Annotated in this window: 16 protein-coding genes; 7 read left to right on the top strand and 9 right to left on the bottom strand. The window is 63.5% G+C overall.

Annotated features, from left to right (window positions below):
* Positions 1-2: 2 nt before the first annotated feature.
* The 5 genes from lepA to rpoE all read right to left on the bottom strand — a co-directional run bounded on the left by lepA (position 3) and on the right by rpoE (position 5,777).
* Positions 3-1,802: a translation elongation factor 4 gene (lepA, locus tag Q6A47_RS08485; protein WP_029613914.1), complete on the bottom strand. Its 1,800-nt coding sequence runs from the start codon at positions 1,800-1,802 to the stop codon at positions 3-5.
* A gap of 192 nt (positions 1,803-1,994) precedes the next feature.
* Positions 1,995-3,413 (bottom strand): DegQ family serine endoprotease, encoded by a 1,419-nt coding sequence (locus Q6A47_RS08480; protein ID WP_369811442.1) that lies wholly within the window; start codon positions 3,411-3,413, stop codon positions 1,995-1,997.
* Positions 3,414-3,599: 186 nt separating this feature from the next.
* Positions 3,600-4,562 (bottom strand): MucB/RseB C-terminal domain-containing protein, encoded by a 963-nt coding sequence (locus Q6A47_RS08475; RefSeq protein ID WP_304483962.1) that lies wholly within the window; start codon positions 4,560-4,562, stop codon positions 3,600-3,602.
* Between the two features lie 8 nt (positions 4,563-4,570).
* On the bottom strand, positions 4,571-5,164 hold the full coding sequence (locus tag Q6A47_RS08470) for a sigma-E factor negative regulatory protein (protein WP_039575867.1): 594 nt from the start codon (positions 5,162-5,164) through the stop codon (positions 4,571-4,573).
* A gap of 31 nt (positions 5,165-5,195) precedes the next feature.
* On the bottom strand, positions 5,196-5,777 hold the full coding sequence (gene rpoE, locus Q6A47_RS08465; protein ID WP_003252049.1) for an RNA polymerase sigma factor RpoE/AlgU: 582 nt from the start codon (positions 5,775-5,777) through the stop codon (positions 5,196-5,198).
* Between the two features lie 435 nt (positions 5,778-6,212).
* Between rpoE and nadB the strand changes: the two genes are divergently transcribed.
* Positions 6,213-7,817 (top strand): L-aspartate oxidase, encoded by a 1,605-nt coding sequence (gene nadB / locus Q6A47_RS08460; protein WP_304483955.1) that lies wholly within the window; start codon positions 6,213-6,215, stop codon positions 7,815-7,817.
* Here nadB and Q6A47_RS08455 read toward each other — a convergent pair.
* A complete protein-coding gene (locus Q6A47_RS08455) occupies positions 7,804-8,262 on the bottom strand; it encodes a protein YgfX (RefSeq protein WP_304483954.1) in 459 nt (152 codons plus the stop codon). The genes nadB and Q6A47_RS08455 overlap by 14 nt on opposite strands.
* Positions 8,246-8,500: an FAD assembly factor SdhE gene (locus tag Q6A47_RS08450; RefSeq protein ID WP_029613909.1), complete on the bottom strand. Its 255-nt coding sequence runs from the start codon at positions 8,498-8,500 to the stop codon at positions 8,246-8,248. The genes Q6A47_RS08455 and Q6A47_RS08450 overlap by 17 nt, the downstream gene beginning before the upstream one ends.
* A 135-nt stretch (positions 8,501-8,635) precedes the next feature.
* Here Q6A47_RS08450 and ygfZ point away from each other — a divergent pair, with 135 nt between their 5' ends.
* Positions 8,636-9,577 carry a CAF17-like 4Fe-4S cluster assembly/insertion protein YgfZ gene (ygfZ, locus tag Q6A47_RS08445; protein ID WP_304483953.1) on the top strand — a complete coding sequence of 314 codons (942 nt, stop codon included), beginning with the start codon at positions 8,636-8,638 and terminating at the stop codon, positions 9,575-9,577.
* A gap of 54 nt (positions 9,578-9,631) precedes the next feature.
* A complete protein-coding gene (locus tag Q6A47_RS08440; RefSeq protein WP_304483952.1) occupies positions 9,632-10,438 on the top strand; it encodes an HDOD domain-containing protein in 807 nt (268 codons plus the stop codon).
* Positions 10,439-10,455: 17 nt separating this feature from the next.
* On the opposite strand, the gene tctE is transcribed toward Q6A47_RS08440, so the two are convergent.
* Together tctE and tctD are read right to left on the bottom strand one after the other, a co-directional pair.
* The gene (tctE, locus tag Q6A47_RS08435) at positions 10,456-11,835 is read right to left on the bottom strand and encodes a sensor histidine kinase (RefSeq protein ID WP_116887678.1); all 1,380 of its coding nucleotides are present in this window, start codon (positions 11,833-11,835) and stop codon (positions 10,456-10,458) included.
* Entirely contained in the window at positions 11,828-12,499 is a 672-nt protein-coding gene (gene tctD, locus Q6A47_RS08430; RefSeq protein WP_039575847.1) for a response regulator, read from the bottom strand. The genes tctE and tctD overlap by 8 nt, the downstream gene beginning before the upstream one ends.
* 396 nt (positions 12,500-12,895) lie before the next feature.
* Here tctD and Q6A47_RS08425 point away from each other — a divergent pair, with 396 nt between their 5' ends.
* From Q6A47_RS08425 to Q6A47_RS08410, 4 genes are all read left to right on the top strand, one after another.
* A complete protein-coding gene (locus tag Q6A47_RS08425; RefSeq protein WP_039575844.1) occupies positions 12,896-13,876 on the top strand; it encodes a Bug family tripartite tricarboxylate transporter substrate binding protein in 981 nt (326 codons plus the stop codon).
* Between the two features lie 84 nt (positions 13,877-13,960).
* Positions 13,961-14,419 (top strand): tripartite tricarboxylate transporter TctB family protein, encoded by a 459-nt coding sequence (locus tag Q6A47_RS08420; RefSeq protein WP_029613905.1) that lies wholly within the window; start codon positions 13,961-13,963, stop codon positions 14,417-14,419.
* 3 nt (positions 14,420-14,422) lie between these two features.
* Positions 14,423-15,937: a tripartite tricarboxylate transporter permease gene (locus Q6A47_RS08415; protein WP_304483947.1), complete on the top strand. Its 1,515-nt coding sequence runs from the start codon at positions 14,423-14,425 to the stop codon at positions 15,935-15,937.
* Positions 15,930-16,961 carry an AbrB family transcriptional regulator gene (locus tag Q6A47_RS08410; protein ID WP_304483946.1) on the top strand — a complete coding sequence of 344 codons (1,032 nt, stop codon included), beginning with the start codon at positions 15,930-15,932 and terminating at the stop codon, positions 16,959-16,961. Before Q6A47_RS08415 ends, Q6A47_RS08410 begins: the two co-directional genes overlap by 8 nt.
* The last annotated feature ends 11 nt before the right edge of the window (positions 16,962-16,972 follow it).

Below are 16,972 nucleotides of genomic sequence, written 5' to 3'. Positions count from 1 at the left end.
ACCTAGCTATCCAACCTGAGCACAGCAAGGAAGGCTTCCTGTGGAATCTCCACGTTGCCCACCTGCTTCATGCGTTTCTTACCGGCCTTCTGCTTCTCCAGCAGTTTTTTCTTACGGCTCACATCGCCGCCGTAACACTTGGCCAGTACGTTCTTTCTGAGCGCCTTGACAGTGGTCCGCGCAATGATCTGACCGCCGATGGCTGCCTGGATCGCCACATCGAACATCTGCCGAGGAATCAGTTCCTTCATCTTCTCGGTCAACGCACGGCCTTTATAGGCCGCGTTGTCGCGGTGCACGATCAATGCCAGGGCATCGACCTTGTCGCCGTTGATCAGCACGTCCAGCTTGACCAGGTTGGCCGACTGGTAGCGATCGAAATGATAGTCCAGCGAGGCGTAACCACGGCTGGTGGATTTGAGGCGGTCGAAGAAGTCCAGCACCACCTCGTTCATCGGCATGTCGTAGCGCACCTGCACCTGGCTGCCGAGGAACTGCATGTCGCGCTGCACGCCACGCTTCTCGATGCACAGGGTGATCACGTTGCCCAGGTGTTCCTGGGGAACGAGGATGGTTGCGGTGACGATCGGTTCGCGGAAGTCGGTGACCGCCGAGACGTCCGGAAGCTTGGAGGGGTTGTCGACGACAATGGTTTCACCCGTCTTCAACTCCAGCTCGTAGATCACGCTTGGCGCGGTGGTGATCAGGTCCAGGTCGTACTCGCGCTCGAGGCGCTCCTGGATGATCTCCATGTGCAGCATGCCGAGGAAGCCGCAACGGAAGCCGAAGCCCAGGGCGTCGGAGCTTTCCGGCATGTACTGCAGCGACGAGTCGTTGAGCGTCAGCTTCTGCAGGGCATCGCGGAAGTCCTCGAAGTCGTCGGAACTGACCGGGAACAGACCCGCGTAGACCTGCGGCTGAATCTTCTTGAAGCCTGGCAGCACCTGGACTTCAGGCGTCGAGGAGAGGGTCAGGGTGTCACCCACCGGGGCACCGTGAATGTCCTTGATGCTGGCAATGATGAAGCCCACCTCGCCAGCCTTCAGGTCAGCGGTGGCCGTGTGTTTCGGGGTGAAGACACCGACGCTGTCGACCAGGTGCACCTTGCCGGTGGACTTGACCAGGATCTTGTCGCCCTTCTTGACGCGACCCTGGCGCACACGCACCAGCGAGACGACACCCAGGTAGTTGTCGAACCAGGAATCGATGATCAGCGCCTGCAACGGCGCCTCGATGTCGCCCACCGGCGCCGGGATGGTCTGCACCAGGCGCTCGAGCACCTCGTCCACGCCCATGCCGCTCTTGGCGCTGCACGCCACGGCATCGGTGGCGTCGATGCCGATGATCTTCTCGATCTCGTCCTTGACGCGGTCCGGATCCGCCTGGGGCAGGTCCATCTTGTTGAGTACCGGCATCACTTCCAGGCCCTGCTCGATGGCGGTGTAGCAGTTGGCGACCGACTGTGCCTCGACGCCCTGACCCGCATCGACCACCAGCAGCGCGCCTTCGCACGCCGCCAGCGAACGCGACACTTCATAGGTGAAGTCGACGTGACCGGGGGTGTCGATGAAGTTCAACTGGTAGGTTTTGCCGTCCTGCGCCTTGTAGTGCAGGGTAACGCTGTGGGCTTTGATGGTGATACCGCGTTCACGCTCAAGGTCCATGGAGTCGAGGACCTGTGCTTCCATTTCGCGCGAGGTCAGGCCGCCGCACATCTGGATGAAACGGTCGGCCAGCGTCGACTTGCCATGGTCGATGTGGGCGATGATGGAGAAATTGCGGATATGACTCAAATCACTCACAGATCAACACTCGATAAGGCTGCGAGCCGGACGCCCGCCGAAAAATAGCCGGGCATTGTAACGCAAGCCGACGGGATATGGGAGGTTCCTGTATCGCCGCTGACCCGCTCGGTGCATTGGGGTTTTCAGGTCAAACCAGGTCCACTCGTGAAAAAGGGCAGCCGCAGCTGCCCTTCTCTCAGACTGAATCGATCACTCGGCCAGTTTGAAGGTGATGAAGCTGGCACGCCCTTGACGCAGTACGCGCATGGACACCGAGCGATTCTTCGGCAGTTCCTTGGCAATTTCAGTGAACTGCTTGGCCGAACCGATCGCCTGGTTGTTCAGGTGGCTGATGACATCGCCTGGGCGCAGGCCGATCAGCGCCGCCGGACCGTCCTGCACTTCCTTGATGACCACCCCGCCCTTGAGTTCGAGCGACTTCTTCTGCTCATCGCTCAGGTCGGCCACCGATACACCGAGACGGTTGCTGTTGCGCTCGGCGCCCGCCTGGCCACCCGTGCCGATGTCGGCGTCGTCCTCGGGCAACGCACCGATGGTCACGTCCAGGGTCTGGCGCTTGCCTTCGCGAATGATCTCCAGCTTGGCTTTCTGACCGTCCTTCAGACCTCCGACCAGATGCGGCAAGTCGGCGGACATGACGATCGGCTGGCCGTTCATGCTCAGGATGACGTCACCCACTTGCAGACCGCCCTTGGCCGCCGGACCGTTTTCCAGCACCTGCGCCACCAGCGCACCGGCCGGTTTGTCCAGGCCGAACGACTCAGCCAGGTCCTTGTTGACCTCCTGAATGACCACACCCAGCCAGCCACGGCTGACCTTGCCGTCTTTCTTCAACTGGTTGGAGACATCCAGCGCCACATCGATCGGGATCGCGAACGACAGGCCCATGAAACCACCGGAGCGGGTAAAGATCTGCGAGTTGATACCCACCACCTCGCCCTTCATGTTGAACAGGGGACCGCCGGAGTTGCCTGGGTTGATGGCCACATCGGTCTGGATGAACGGCACGTAGGTGTCGTTGGGCAGGGTACGCCCCTTGGCGCTGACGATACCTTTGGTCACCGAATGATCGAAGCCGAACGGCGAGCCGATGGCCAGCACCCACTCACCGACCTTGAGCTTTTCCGAGTCGCCCAGCTTCACGGTCGGCAGATTCTTGCCATCGACCTTGAGCAGCGCCACGTCGGTACGCGGATCGGTGCCCACCAGCTTGGCCTGCAGCTCACTGCGATCGGAGAGACGCACGATGATCTCGTCGGCATCGGCGACCACATGGTTGTTGGTCAGCACATAGCCATCCGGGGAAATGATGAAGCCCGAGCCCAGCGACTGCGCTTCGCGCTGACGATCACCGCGCGGCGAGCGCGGCTGCTGCGGCATGTTGCGCTCGAAGAACTCGCGGAACATCGGCGGCAGACCTTCCAGATCCGGCATCTGACCGGCAGCCACGCGACGATCGGGCAGCTTTTGCTTGGTACTGATGTTGACCACCGCCGGCGAGGCTTGCTCGACCAATGTGGTGAAGTCCGGCAGGGCCTCCTCCGCCTGGGCGGTGAGCACCTGGCCGAGCATCAGCACGGCGGCGAACATCGATAGGTAGGATTTCATGCGTGGTATTGACATACGGCTCCCGTCACAACGAGCGTAATTAGCAGAACGGCCTCTGCAGATACAGGAAAGGCCAGACCCCGGAGAGTCTGACCTATAGAAAATTTACCGGTCGATTGCAAATGACAATGCCTTAATTTGATGTCAGACGCACGCTGGACTAGCCGTACGAAACGTCCTCGCCAATCATTGCCGTGCCTGGATGTCCTGTGGCCGCATCGACAATGCCACACGCTCGGCAGTACCGAGGGGAATTTCACCCACCACCGTTACCATGACCTTGCCCGAAGGCGTGTTGAGGTGTCGCGAAACGGCTGCCGTTGGGCCGAGCTGCACACGCGTGTCGGTGCCCTTGTCGTCGATAGGTTCGAGAAACACCGAGAAGCGGGTGAGCCCGTCATCGTACATGAGGCTGCTGATCGAGCGCTTATCCGCAGAGTCGGTGCGCACTGCGCTGTTGATCAGCTCGAAGCCCGGGGGCAGCCAGTCGGAGCGCCAGCCAGCGACCGACTCGGACTTGGCTCCCGGCTCCGGCGCCACCGGTTTGCAGTCGGCACTGGGTTGCAGGTCGCGGTCACTGGGCAGGTTCGCGGTATCCAGTCGAGTCATTTGGAATCGTTCCAGCAATTGACCCTTGTCGTTGAGCATCAACGAGCGCAGGGGCAAGCCGGTTTCACGGTCCAGATGCAATTCGAAGGCATAACGATGTTGATCGCGAGGCGTCAAGGTAACGATCACGGCATCTCGACCGGCCACGCGGGACGTGCCCGCCATGCTCAGGTCGTACCAGCTCATCAGTTTGAGCGGATCGATGACACGCGCAGCCGCGTCGGGTGGTGCACCGACACCGTCGGCGAGTGCACCGCTGACGCACTGCACCTTGCCATCGACGCGCACAATCTCCTGGGAAGCGCCATCGAGCTGCAGTAGCCGCTCGCTGACCTTGCCCGACTGGACGCGATGCCAGATATCGTGGGAAGAAAAACTGCCGTTACGCTCGTAGACGAAGGCGCCCTGGTAGCTCTGCTTCTGCTCGGCCTGTGCCAGCTTGGACAGCCATTCACCCGCCTCTGGCGAGGAATTGGCCGCCAACACCGGCACCGACATGCATCCGCCGAACAGCAGCGCCAGGAGAGGTAGCGCGCGCATGATCCTCCTTACTTGGCAGGTTCCAGGCTAGCGGCGCGAGCGTAAGGAAGAGCGTTTTCAGCGCCCTTCAGCGCAGACTCCTGAGCGTGCTGGCGCAGGTAACCTGGCAGACGCTGATCCCAACCGGCTTGATTCTGCAACACGCCGTTGGCCATCGGGCCGGTCGGCTGGTCGCTGCTCTCGGTGTAGCCCGCCAGTACGGCCGGACCTTGCACCTGTGGCACGCTGACACCCTGCTGTACAGGCTGCTGCGAGGCAAGCTGGGCACCGGTGATCTCGTCCTGGTTGTACAGGCGTACACCGGCCAGGACGGCAACGGTCACCGAGGCAGCCACGGCCAGACGACCGACACTGCGCCATGCTCCACGCTTGGCCTGCACCGGCGCAGCTTCATCAGCCAGCGCGGCCGACACGGCCGAAGCGATGTCGAGGTTGGGCAGCAGCAGCTCCTTGTGCATGGCTGCGCGAGCCACTTGGTAACGCGACCAGGTGGCACGGGTTTCGGCATCGTCGGCGGCGTTCAGCACGCGACGTAATTCCAGTTGGTCCGCTTCGTTATCCATTACCGCGGACAGCGATTCCTGCAAAGCTTCACGACTCATGGCGGTTCCTCTCTTGGCTGTCGCCGCTGTCTCAGGTTTCCTGCAACAGGGGCTGCAGGGCTTTGTCAATGGCCTCCCGAGCGCGGAAAATTCGAGAGCGCACGGTACCCACCGGACATTGCATGACACTGGCAATGTCTTCATAACTCAGGCCATCGAACTCACGCAGGGTCAATGCCGTACGCAAGTCTTCCGGTAGTTGCTGGATGGTGCGATGGACAGTGCCCTCAATTTCATCCCGCAACAACGAGCGCTCTGGTGACTCGAGATCCTTGAGGCCATGATCGCCGTCGTAGAACTCCGCATCCTCGGAGCTGACATCACTGTCTGGCGGCCGTCTTCCACGGGACACCAGGTAGTTCTTCGCCGTGTTGATGGCGATGCGGTACAGCCACGTGTAGAACGCACTGTCACCGCGGAAGTTGCCTAGCGCCCTGTAGGCCTTGATGAAGGCTTCCTGCGCCACGTCTTGCGCTTCATGGGTGTCGTGAACAAAACGCACGATCAACCCGAGAATCTTGTGCTGATACTTCAGCACCAACAGATCGAACGCTCGCCTGTCACCACGCTGCACGCGCTCGACAAGCTGCTGATCCTCTTCCTGGGTTAGCATGAACACTCCTCAGTGAACTCAAAGGAGCGTTGCGAAAGCCATCGTTCAGGCTTGCAACCATAGACTCGGCCTTTGCGCAAAAGTTCTCCCCTCCAAGCAAGTTTCCTGCGGCCTCTGGTCGGCTCGCACGAAAAAGGCACAGCGCGGTCGCAGCCGGCTGCGTCGATAATCGGTGTTTCAGATACACAGGTGCCAGCCTGGATAGCGCCGCCGTCCTGCATCGCTTTGGCATTGGTGAAAGACGGGCAGCCTGCTTAAGATTTCCCGTGGTGCCGGAAAGTTCCCACAGCCAGGCTGCACATGCAGTCCCGCCATTGGAAATCTGGCGCTGGAGACTGCTATAAAGACAGCCCGACCGGATTCACGATAGTTTCACAATGCCATACGCGCATGACTATTGTGCCGCCCCCCATCCCCAGTTACTAGTGTCCCGACATGAGCCAACAATTCCAACATGATGTCCTGGTGATCGGCAGCGGCGCCGCCGGTCTCAGCCTGGCACTGAACCTCCCGGCTCATCTGCGCATCGCCGTGCTGAGCAAGGGCGAGCTGGCAAACGGCTCGACCTACTGGGCACAAGGCGGGGTCGCCGCCGTGCTCGATGACAGCGATACCGTGCAGTCTCACGTTGAAGACACCCTCGACGCCGGCGGCGGCCTGTGCCACGAAGCCGCGGTGCGCTTCACTGTGGAGCACAGCCGCGAGGCCATCGAGTGGCTCATCGAGCAGGGCGTGCCCTTCACCCGTGACGAGCAGCACGGCGTGGATGATGGCGGTTTCGAGTTCCATCTCACGCGCGAAGGCGGTCACAGCCACCGCCGCATCATCCATGCCGCCGACGCCACCGGGGCGGCGATCTTCACGACGCTGCTGGCGCAGGCGCGGCAACGTCCGAACATCGAGTTGCTCGAGCAACGCGTGGCCGTCGACCTGATCACCGAGCGGCGCCTGGGCCTGAGCGGCGACCGTTGCCTAGGTGCCTATGTGCTGAACCGCCACAGTGGCGAAGTGGACACCTTCGGCGCACGCTTCACCGTGCTGGCCACCGGCGGCGCCGCCAAGGTCTACCTCTACACCAGCAACCCCGATGGCGCCTGCGGCGATGGCATCGCCATGGCCTGGCGCGCCGGTTGCCGGGTGGCCAACCTGGAGTTCAACCAGTTTCATCCCACCTGCCTCTATCACCCCCAAGCCAAGAGTTTCCTCATTACCGAGGCTCTGCGCGGTGAGGGCGCGCTGTTGCGCCTGCCCAACGGGGAGCGCTTCATGCCGCGCTTCGATCGCCGCGAAGAACTGGCGCCACGGGACATCGTCGCGCGCGCCATCGACCATGAGATGAAACGCCTGGGCGTGGATTGCGTGTATCTGGACATCACCCACAAACCTGCCGACTTCATCAAGAGTCACTTCCCCACCGTCTACGAGCGCTGCCTGACCTTCGGCATCGACATCACCCGCCAGCCCATACCCGTGGTACCCGCGGCGCACTACACCTGTGGCGGCGTGGTGGTCGACGAGCGCGGTCGCACCGACGTCCCGGGCCTGTATGCCATCGGCGAAACCAGCTTCACCGGGCTGCACGGCGCCAACCGCATGGCCAGCAACTCGCTGCTCGAATGTTTCGTCTATGGCCGCGCAGCGGCTGCGCACATCCAGGCTCACCTGGAGCAGGTGCCGTCCCCCACCGCCCTGCCCTGCTGGGATGCCAGCCAGGTCACCGACTCGGACGAGGACGTGATCATCGCGCACAACTGGGACGAGCTGCGACGCTTCATGTGGGACTACGTGGGCATCGTGCGTACCAGCAAGCGCCTGCAACGCGCCGAACATCGCGTGCGGCTGCTGCTCGATGAGATCGATGAGTTCTACAGCAATTACAAGGTCAGCCGTGACCTGATCGAGTTGCGCAACCTGGCGCAGGTGGCCGAACTGATGATCCGCTGCGCCATGCAGCGCAAGGAAAGTCGCGGCCTGCATTACACACTCGACTACCCCGCACTGCTGGAAACCGCCAAGGACACCGTGCTCAGCCCATGCTGAGCCGAGCCCAGCGCCGCCGACTGAATTTCAGGCGCACCCGCAGCCGGCGATGCTCGTCGCCGGGCAGCGCATCGAAAGGAATGCATTGGCTTTCGCTCAGGCGGCGGCCCTGACGAACGAAGCGCAGGACGATCACCGCAGGCAGCGCCAGGCTGTCGCGGCGCAACTCGACCCGCTGCCAGCCATGGGCACGGCTGAACAACTGCCAGCCGCTCGCGTCGCGACGCAGGCCGCTCATGGCATCGGGATGGGTCAACAGGATACGCCGAGGGATCGTCCAGTAGGCGTGAGCCATGCAGAGGGAGTGCAGGCTGATGGACAACCACCAGGGCAGCGCACTCCACCACAAGGTGAGGAACACGAGCCCCTGGGCTGAAAGATAGGCCGTCAGCAGCAGGCGCGAGCCTTGCCAACGGCACTCGAACCGCTCACTTGGGCTGGACACGGTCCAGAATGATGCGAACCATGCGCTGCAGCTCCGCGTCTTCCGACTCGGTGCGCTCCATGAACCAACCGAACATGTCCTGGTCTTCGCAGGTCAACAGGCGGCGATACAGTTCGCGATCCGCTTCGCTCAGGCTCGGGTAGACCTCTTGAGTGAAGGGAACGAGCAGTACATCCAGCTCCAGCATGCCACGCCGGCTATGCCAGAAAAGCCGATTGAGTTCAGTTTGTTCGACCATGGGGCCCTCCTCGAATGGTCGCGCAGTATAGCGCGCCGCAACCGCAGCAGCACGGGGCATTGGTCTGCTCACCTACCTATTTTGTTACTGCCGTTCTATGATGGCCGCCAGTCTTTCTAGCGACCGCGATGACCCATGGCCGACTCCGCTTTTTTCTGCCCCCTGTCCCACGAGGGCATTCTCGCCGTACGCGGCTCCGACGCCGGTAAGTTCCTGCAAGGCCAACTGACCTGCAACCTCGACTATCTCAGCTTTGAGCATGCCAGCCTGGGGGCTCGGTGCATGGTCAAAGGCCGCATGCAATCGAGTTTCCGCATCCTGCCCGAAGGCGACGGTTTCCTGCTGGCCATGACCCGCGAACTGCTCGAACCGCAATTGGCAGACCTGAAGAAATACGCAGTGTTTTCCAAGGCCAAGCTGACCGACGAAAGCGACGCCTGGGCCCGCTTCGGGCTGCAGCACGCGGGCGCTGCGCTGCAGGCTCTGGGGCTGGAGGAGCCTCAGGGCGCCGGCACCACCCTGCGCAACGAGGGATTGATGGTCATTGCCGTCTCGCCAGGACGCGCAGAACTCTGGGTGCCCGCCGAGCGCGCCGCCCAGGTGAGCGCGACGCTCGCCGAGGCCGTGCCCGAAGCGCCGCTGGCGGCCTGGTTGCTCGGCCAGATCCGTGCGGGCATCGGCCAGGTGATGGAGCAAACCCGTGAGCTGTTCATCCCGCAGATGATCAACCTGCAGGCCGTCGATGGCGTGAGCTTCAAAAAAGGCTGCTACACCGGCCAGGAAATCGTCGCGCGCATGCAGTACCTGGGCAAGCTCAAACGTCGCCAGTATCGGCTAGCCCTGGACGAGGAACAGGCCCCTGTTCCCGGCAGCGAAATCTTCTCCCCTACCCATGGTTCATCGGTCGGCGAAGTGGTGATCGCCGCACCTGCCGAACATGGCGTGGAACTGCTGGCGGTGCTTACTGCCGAAGCAGTGGCGGACGACAACCTGCACCTGGGCAGTCTCGAAGGCCCGCGCCTGAGGGTGCTGGGCCTGCCTTACGAACTGGACCGCGACCGGGAAATTCAGCGCTGACCAGCCGGCCCCGCCGCCGTGCGGGGCAGCCCCACCACTGCGGTAGAGATGTTCATGAACAAGCTGGCCAAGATGGTTCAAGCGCAATTACTGGCGGCCATCGAGAACGACGACCTGGTGCTGCCCACACTGCCTGAAGTGGCCCTGAGCATCCGTGAAGCGGCTGAAGACAGCGAGATCAGCGTGGCCGCCCTGAGCCGCGTGATCGGACGCGACGCTGCGCTGTCGGCGCGCCTGATCAAGGTAGTCAACAGCCCGCTGCTGCGGGCGCTGGTCGAGGTCACCGACCTGCATACCGCAATCACCCGCCTGGGCGTCAACTACAGCTGCAACCTGGCCATCGGCCTGGTGATCGAGCAGATCTTCCACGCGCGCGCGCCTGCCGTGGAGCAAACCCTGCGCACTATCTGGGAGACCAGCCTGGAAGTGGCCGGGGTGAGTTACGAGATCTGCCGCCGTCACACCCATCTCAAGCCGGATCAGGCCGCACTCGGCGGCCTGGTGCACCAGATCGGCGCCCTGCCCGTGCTGATCTATGCCCAAGAGCACAACGAACTGCTGTCCGACCCGGTGTGCCTGCGGTTCGTCATCGAGCAGATCCAGCCCGTGCTGGGCGACAAGATTCTCAGCGCCTGGGACTTTCCCGAGCAACTGGTGCGCCTGCCCAGCCAGGTCCAGGACCTGACGCGTCAGAGCGACAAGATCGACTACATCGGTATCGTGCAGATCGCCCGCGCCCTGTGCCTGCGCGAGCAGGACCAGGCACCGCAAGCGCTGGCCGCCTACCGTCATCTGCGCTTGCCTGAAGGCAAGGACCTGGACCTGAGTGAGCTGCTCGACGCCCGTGACATGCTGCGCTAAGCGCCCAGCCGCCCTTTTCAGTCGGCGATGAAGCTCACCCGCACTTTAAGACCGCCGTTGTCGCCATCATGCAGACTGATCTGCGCCAGGTGCGCCCGGCAAATCTCGCCGACAATGGCCAGCCCCAACCCACTGCCCTGCGCGCTGCGCCGATAGAAGCGCTCGAACACCCGCTCGCGGTCATCCTCAGGGATACCCGGACCATCGTCCTCCACCTCCAGCACCGCAGGCGCCAGTACCCGCAAGATCACATTGCCGCCGGAGGGTGTGTGGGCCAGGGCATTGTCCACCAGATTGCTCAGCAGTTCGTTGAGCAAGGTCGGTTCACCCTTGAGCCACACCGGCGCTTCGGCTTCCAACGCCAGAGCGACCCCGTGTGCATGGGCCAGCGGCGCCATGGCCATGCCCAGTTCGCGCGCCAACTGACTGAGATCCAGGCGCTGAGCGCCCCCCTCGGCAATGGCCCGAGCACCGTTTTCCACCCGCGCCAGCGACAGCAACTGATTGGCCAGGTGGGTCAGGCGATCGGTGCCCTGCGCCGCCGCCTCCAGCGTCTGGTGCCACTGCTGCGGCTCTCGCGAGCGCAACCCCAATTCGACACGCGCCTTGAGCGCCGCCAAGGGCGTGCGTAACTCGTGAGCAGCGTCGGCGATGAATTGCGCCTGGCGCTGGAACTGACCGCGCAAGCGCTCGGTGAAATGATTCAAGGCGCCCACCAGCGGCATCAGCTCATGCTGCACCTGCACCACCGGCAGGGCACGCAAATCGTCGGGCTGACGCTCCTCCACCGCCGTGCGCAACCGCTCCAGCGGGCGCAAGGCGGCACTGACCGCGAACCACACCAGCACCAGCGCACCCAGCGCCAGCATGCCCAGACGCAGCAGGGTATCGGCCATCAGGCTACGCGCCATGCTGACCCGCGCCTCCTCGGTCTCGGCCACGCGAATCTCGGCCATACCGTTCATGTTCGGCTCGCTGACGGCCTTGAGCAGGCTGACCACGCGCACGTCCTGGCCCAGATAAGTCGCGTTGTAGAAGCGGGCCAGCGCCGGGTAATCGTCGGTGCGCGGCGTACCCGGCGGCGGCGGCGGCAGCTTTTCATAGCCGGAGATCAGCTTCTGGTCGATGTCCAGGACCTGGTAGTAAATGCGCCCGGCACTGTCGTAGGCGAAGGTGTCCAGTGCCACGTAGGGTACGTCGGCGCTGAGCGTGCCGTCGCGCTGCGAAAGCCCGGCAGCGATGGTCCGCGCCGACGCCAGCAAGGTACGGTCATAGGCCGTGTCGGCCGCTTCGCGGCCATTCCAGTAGGCGCTCAGACCACTGGCCAGCATCAACACCACCAGCAGCAGCGCAAGGTTGCCCAGCAAGCGCCCACGCAAGCTGCCGGCGTCACGCATCGCGGTGCTCGAGCAGGTAGCCCAGCCCACGGAACGTCACGATGGCTACCGAATGGCCGTCGAGTTTCTTGCGCAATCGGTGGATATAGATCTCGATGGCGTCGGGACTGGCCTCCTCGTCCAGACCGAAAACCTGGGCGGCCAGTTGCTCCTTGCTCATCACCCGTCCGGGACGAGCGATCAACGCTTCGAGTACGCTCTGCTCGCGAGAGGTCAGGGTCAGCGCGTCGTCACCCAGGGTAAAGCGTCGAGTGTCGAGATCGTAGACCAGCGGCCCACAACGCTGCTGACGCTCGCCGCCGAGCACGCTGCGCCGCAGCAAGGCTTTGACCCGCGCTTCGAGCTCGGTCAGTTCGAACGGTTTGGCCAGGTAATCGTCGGCCCCCAGGTTCAAGCCATGGACCCGATCCTTGACATCGCTGCGTGCGGTCAGCATCAACACCGGCAGGGTCTTGCCACGGGCGCGCAGGCGCGCCAGCACCTCGAAGCCGTCCAGGCGCGGCAGGCCGACATCGAGTACGGCCACGGCGTAATCCTCGCTGGCCAAGGCCAGGTCAGCCGCCACGCCGTCATGCAGCACGTCCACGGTCAGGCCGTGACTCTTGAGCGCCTGGGCCACGCTGTCGGCCAGCGGCAGGTGATCTTCGACCAGCAGCACACGCATCGGTTTATTCCTGCTCGGATTGGACAGTGGCCCGGAGTGTACCGCTGTCGCCGGGCCTGTGAAGCCCCTGGGTCACAAACCTTTCACGCTGAAAGGTTGGCGAAAGGTTCGTTACCTAGCATCGCCCCAAGGTCGCTCCACGCGCCCAATAAAGCACCATCAAGGTGCAACGAATAAGAACAATAAACGGAGTCAGACAACGATGCCGTCTCTGCATCCCAACCGGTTCCTGTCCGGTCGCACCCCGAGGCTCGCCCCGCGCGCCCGCTCGAACACAGCCCTCAGCATTCCTCTGCAAGCACCGCGACCTGACCGTTGGCGATGAAGTGCGCCTGCCGATCAGCACACGCCTGACCCTGTGACACCCCATAACAACAACGTTCACGGAGACCTATCATGACCCCTTCACTGCGCCGACTCGTCCTGGCCACCGGTTGCCTGCTGCTGGCGGGCAACGCCCTGGCCGCCGAACCCAAACGCCCGGAATGCATCGCCCCGGCCTCGCCCGGTGGCGGCTTCGACCTGACCTGCAAACTGGCGCAAAGCGCTCTGGTGCAGGAGAAGATCCTCAGCAAGCCCATGCGCGTGACCTACATGCCCGGCGGCGTCGGCGCAGTGGCTTACAACGCCGTGGTCGCCCAGCGCCCGGCGGATGCCGGTACCCTGGTGGCCTGGTCCAGTGGCTCGTTGTTGAACCTGGCCCAGGGCAAGTTCGGCCGCTTCGACGAGAACGCCGTGAAATGGCTGGCCGCCGTCGGCACCAGCTACGGCGCCATCGCGGTCAAGAGCGATTCGCCCTACAAGACCTTGGATGACCTGGTCAAAGCACTGAAGAAGGACCCAGGCAGCGTGGTGATCGGCTCCGGTGGCACGGTCGGTAGCCAGGACTGGATGCAGACCGCGCTGATCGCCAAGGCTGCCGGCATCAACCCGCGCGACCTGCGTTACGTGGCCCTGGAAGGCGGCGGCGAGATCGCCACCGCCCTGCTCGGCGGCCATATCCAGGTCGGTTCCACCGACATTTCCGACTCCATGCCGCACATCCAGAGCGGCAACATGCGCATCCTCGCGGTGTTCTCGGAAAACCGCCTGGACGAGCCGGAGATGAAAGACATTCCGACTGCCCGTGAACAGGGCTACGACATCGTCTGGCCGGTGGTGCGCGGCTTCTACCTCGGGCCGAAGGTGACCGATGAAGAATACGACTGGTGGAAAGCGTCGTTCGACAAGCTGCTGGCCTCGGAAGACTTCGCCAAGCTGCGTGACCAGCGCGAACTGTTCCCCTTCGCCATGACCGGCGAAGAGCTGGACGCCTACGTCAAGAAGCAAGTGGCCGACTACAAGACACTGGCCAAGGAATTCGGCCTGATCCAGTAAGCCACCACGACCTTTCAGCGCTTCCTGTGGCCGCGGCGATCCTTCGCTGCGGCCACAGGCTCCGCGTTCACTGAGGACTCAGCAATGATCCTGCAACGCCTCTTCGCCCTGGCCATGCTCGCGGTCTGCGCGGCCCTGGCCGTGATGGCCTGGCCCTATCAGGCCGCTTTCTCCTACGAACCTGTCGGCCCACGGGCCTACCCGCTGCTGATGCTCGGTCTGATGGGGCTTGGCCTGTTGTACCTGGCCATCCGCCCCACGCCCATCGTGCGCAAGGACGATGAACCGGCCCTGGATCGCGAAACCCTGACCAAGATCGTCGCCTGCATCGGCCTGCTGATCCTGTTCGCCGCAACCTTCGAATCGCTCGGCTTCATCCTCAGCGCCGTGCTCGTCGGCGTGCCCATGGCGCGCCTGTACGGTGGCAGTTGGCTGCACAGCGCCGTGGTGGTGGTCGCCATGAGCCTACTGCTGTACTGGCTGTTCGACCGGATGATGGACGTGCCCCTGCCCCTGGGTCTGCTGAGCGTACTGGAGAACTGACACATGGATACTTTGAGCTACCTGGGCCAGGGCTTCGGCGTCGCGCTGAGCCCGTACAATCTGGTCACGGCCTTGTGCGGCACGCTGATCGGTACAGTGGTCGGCCTGCTGCCGGGCCTGGGCCCGATCAACGGCGTGGCCCTGCTGATCCCCATCGCCTTCGCCCTCGGTCTGCCGCCGGAATCGGCTCTGATCCTGCTGGCGGCGGTATACCTGGGCTGCGAATACGGTGGACGGATCAGCTCGATCCTGCTGAACATCCCCGGCGAAGCCTCTACCGTGATGACCACCCTCGACGGCTATCCCATGGCACGCCAAGGCCTGGCCGGTGTGGCCTTGTCGCTGTCGGCCTGGAGTTCGTTCATCGGCGCCTTCATCGCCACCTGCGGCATGGTGCTGTTCGCACCGCTGCTGGCGAAATGGGCGATCGCCTTCGGACCGGCGGAGTACTTCGTGCTGATGGTGTTCGCCATCGTCTGCCTGGGCGGGATGGCCGGTGACAAGCCGTTGAAGACCTTCATCGCCGCGTTGATCGGCCTGTTCCTCTCAGCGGTCGGTATCGATGCCAACAGTGGTGTGTACCGCTTCACCGGCGACAGCGTGCACCTGGCCGATGGCATCCAGTTCGTGGTGCTGGTGCTGGGCCTGTTCTCCATCAGCGAAATTCTTCTGCTGCTGGAAAAGACCCACCATGGCCACGAAGCGGTCAAGGCCACCGGACGCATGCTGTTCAACATGAAGGAAGCGGCCTCGGTGTTCGTGGTGAACATTCGCTGTGGTCTGCTGGGCTTCATCATGGGCGTGTTGCCCGGCGCCGGCGCGACCCTGGCCAGTGCCGTGGCCTACATGACCGAGAAACGCATCGCTGGCACCAGCGGCAAATTCGGCAAAGGCGACGCCCGTGGCCTGGCCGCACCCGAAACCGCCATCGGCGCCTCGTGCTGCGGCGCGCTGGTGCCCATGCTGACCCTCGGCGTGCCAGGCTCGGGCACTACTGCCGTGATGATCGGTGCGCTGACCCTGTACAACATCACGCCAGGTCCGATGCTGTTCGAGCAGCAGCCGGACATCGTCTGGGGCCTGATTGCCTCGCTGTTCATCGCCAACATCATGCTGGTGATCCTGAACATCCCGATGATCCGCATCTTCACCCGTATCCTCGCCGTGCCGAACTGGGCGCTGGTGCCGGTGATCGCGATCATCACCGCGATTGGCGTGTACGCCGTGCATGCCACCACCTTCGACCTGTTCCTGATGGTCGGCATCGGCATCATGGGCTACATCCTGCGCAAGCTCGATTTCCCACTGTCGCCGATCCTGTTGGGCTTCATCCTCGGCGGCTTGATGGAGCAGAACCTGCGCCGGGCGCTGTCGATCTCCAACGGTGAACTGGGCATTCTCTGGTCGAGCCCGATCAGCCTGGGCGTGTGGGCATTGACCCTGTGCATGATGAGCCTGCCGCTGTTGCGTATCTGGCGCCGCCGCAGCCTGCAACGCCGAGCCATGGCCGATGCCTGAGCGGTCGTTGCCGCTGTTCTGGGCAACCGGGCTGGTCGGCCTGACGGGCGGTTTCATCGCCAGTCAGGTCGGCTGGCCTTTGCCGTGGATGGTCGGCTCGCTACTGGCGATCATCGCCGTGCGCTGCCTGACACCCTGGCAACTGTCGGAAATTCCCAACGGCCGCAAATGCGGACAATGGGTCATTGGTATCGGCATCGGCCTGCACTTCACCCCTGAGGTGATCGAGCAGGTCGCTGGCCATTTCGGCCTGATCTTTTTCGGCGCCCTGCTGACCACCCTGTCCAGCGTGTTCGGCGTCTGGCTGCTGCGCCGCGCCGGCGAAGACCGCGCCACGGCATTCTTCGCCAGCATGCCCGGCGGCTCGGGCGAGATGGTCAACCTCGGTGCGCGCAATGGCGCGCTGCTCAGCCAGGTGGCCGCCGCCCAGAGCCTGCGGGTGCTGGCCGTGGTGCTGTGCGTGCCGGCACTGTTCAAGCTGCTGCTGGGTAACGGTGTGGCGCTCGATCACGCCGGCAGCGTCAGTTGGGGCTGGTTGGCGCTGATCGCGCCGCTGAGCATCGGCGTGGCGTTGCTCTGGCAGCGTCTGCGCCAGCCCAACCCCTGGTTGTTCGGCCCGTTGCTGGTGGCCGCCAGCATCAGCCTGGCGGGCGATCTGCGCATCGGTCTGCCCAATGGGGCCAGTCAGATCGGCCAGTGGCTGATCGGCAGCGGCCTGGCCTGCCATTTCAACCGGGCCTTCTTCCGTCGCGCCCCAGCCTTCCTTGTCCGCACCCTGATGGCCACGGCCTTGTGCATGCTGATCGCCGGTGGCGCGGCCTGGGTGCTGAGCCTGTTCAGCCACTTGGACCTGCGTTCGCTGACCTTGGGCATGATGCCTGGCGGCATCGCCGAGATGAGCCTGACCGCAGAGACCTTGCAGTTGTCGGTGCCGTTGGTGACTGCACTGCAGGTGATGCGTTTGCTGTTCGTCCTGTTCCTGGCGGAGCCGATGTTCCGTTACTGGGTGCGCAGACGCGGGTGAGCCCCGCGCGC

The sequence above is a fragment of the Pseudomonas boreofloridensis genome, from assembly GCF_030580795.1.
Lineage (GTDB): Bacteria > Pseudomonadota > Gammaproteobacteria > Pseudomonadales > Pseudomonadaceae > Aquipseudomonas > Aquipseudomonas boreofloridensis.
Note: the sequence above shows the minus strand (reverse complement) of the source record. Positions and strands in the feature narration are given on the sequence as shown.

What these genes read in the sequence shown, in the direction of transcription:
- Q6A47_RS08415 (WP_304483947.1), top strand. Translation starts at nt 14,423, where the DNA reads ATGGATACTTTGAGCTACCTGGGCCAGGGCTTCGGCGTCGCGCTGAGC.
- Q6A47_RS08410 (WP_304483946.1), top strand. Translation starts at nt 15,930, where the DNA reads ATGCCTGAGCGGTCGTTGCCGCTGTTCTGGGCAACCGGGCTGGTCGGC.
- Q6A47_RS08480 (WP_369811442.1), bottom strand. Translation starts at nt 3,413, where the DNA reads ATGAAATCCTACCTATCGATGTTCGCCGCCGTGCTGATGCTCGGCCAG.
- rpoE (WP_003252049.1), bottom strand. Translation starts at nt 5,777, where the DNA reads ATGCTAACCCAGGAAGAGGATCAGCAGCTTGTCGAGCGCGTGCAGCGT.
- Q6A47_RS08470 (WP_039575867.1), bottom strand. Translation starts at nt 5,164, where the DNA reads ATGAGTCGTGAAGCTTTGCAGGAATCGCTGTCCGCGGTAATGGATAAC.
- Q6A47_RS08420 (WP_029613905.1), top strand. Translation starts at nt 13,961, where the DNA reads ATGATCCTGCAACGCCTCTTCGCCCTGGCCATGCTCGCGGTCTGCGCG.
- Q6A47_RS08440 (WP_304483952.1), top strand. Translation starts at nt 9,632, where the DNA reads ATGAACAAGCTGGCCAAGATGGTTCAAGCGCAATTACTGGCGGCCATC.
- Q6A47_RS08475 (WP_304483962.1), bottom strand. Translation starts at nt 4,562, where the DNA reads ATGCGCGCGCTACCTCTCCTGGCGCTGCTGTTCGGCGGATGCATGTCG.
- tctE (WP_116887678.1), bottom strand. Translation starts at nt 11,835, where the DNA reads ATGCGTGACGCCGGCAGCTTGCGTGGGCGCTTGCTGGGCAACCTTGCG.
- tctD (WP_039575847.1), bottom strand. Translation starts at nt 12,499, where the DNA reads ATGCGTGTGCTGCTGGTCGAAGATCACCTGCCGCTGGCCGACAGCGTG.
- ygfZ (WP_304483953.1), top strand. Translation starts at nt 8,636, where the DNA reads ATGGCCGACTCCGCTTTTTTCTGCCCCCTGTCCCACGAGGGCATTCTC.
- Q6A47_RS08425 (WP_039575844.1), top strand. Translation starts at nt 12,896, where the DNA reads ATGACCCCTTCACTGCGCCGACTCGTCCTGGCCACCGGTTGCCTGCTG.
- nadB (WP_304483955.1), top strand. Translation starts at nt 6,213, where the DNA reads ATGAGCCAACAATTCCAACATGATGTCCTGGTGATCGGCAGCGGCGCC.
- Q6A47_RS08450 (WP_029613909.1), bottom strand. Translation starts at nt 8,500, where the DNA reads ATGGTCGAACAAACTGAACTCAATCGGCTTTTCTGGCATAGCCGGCGT.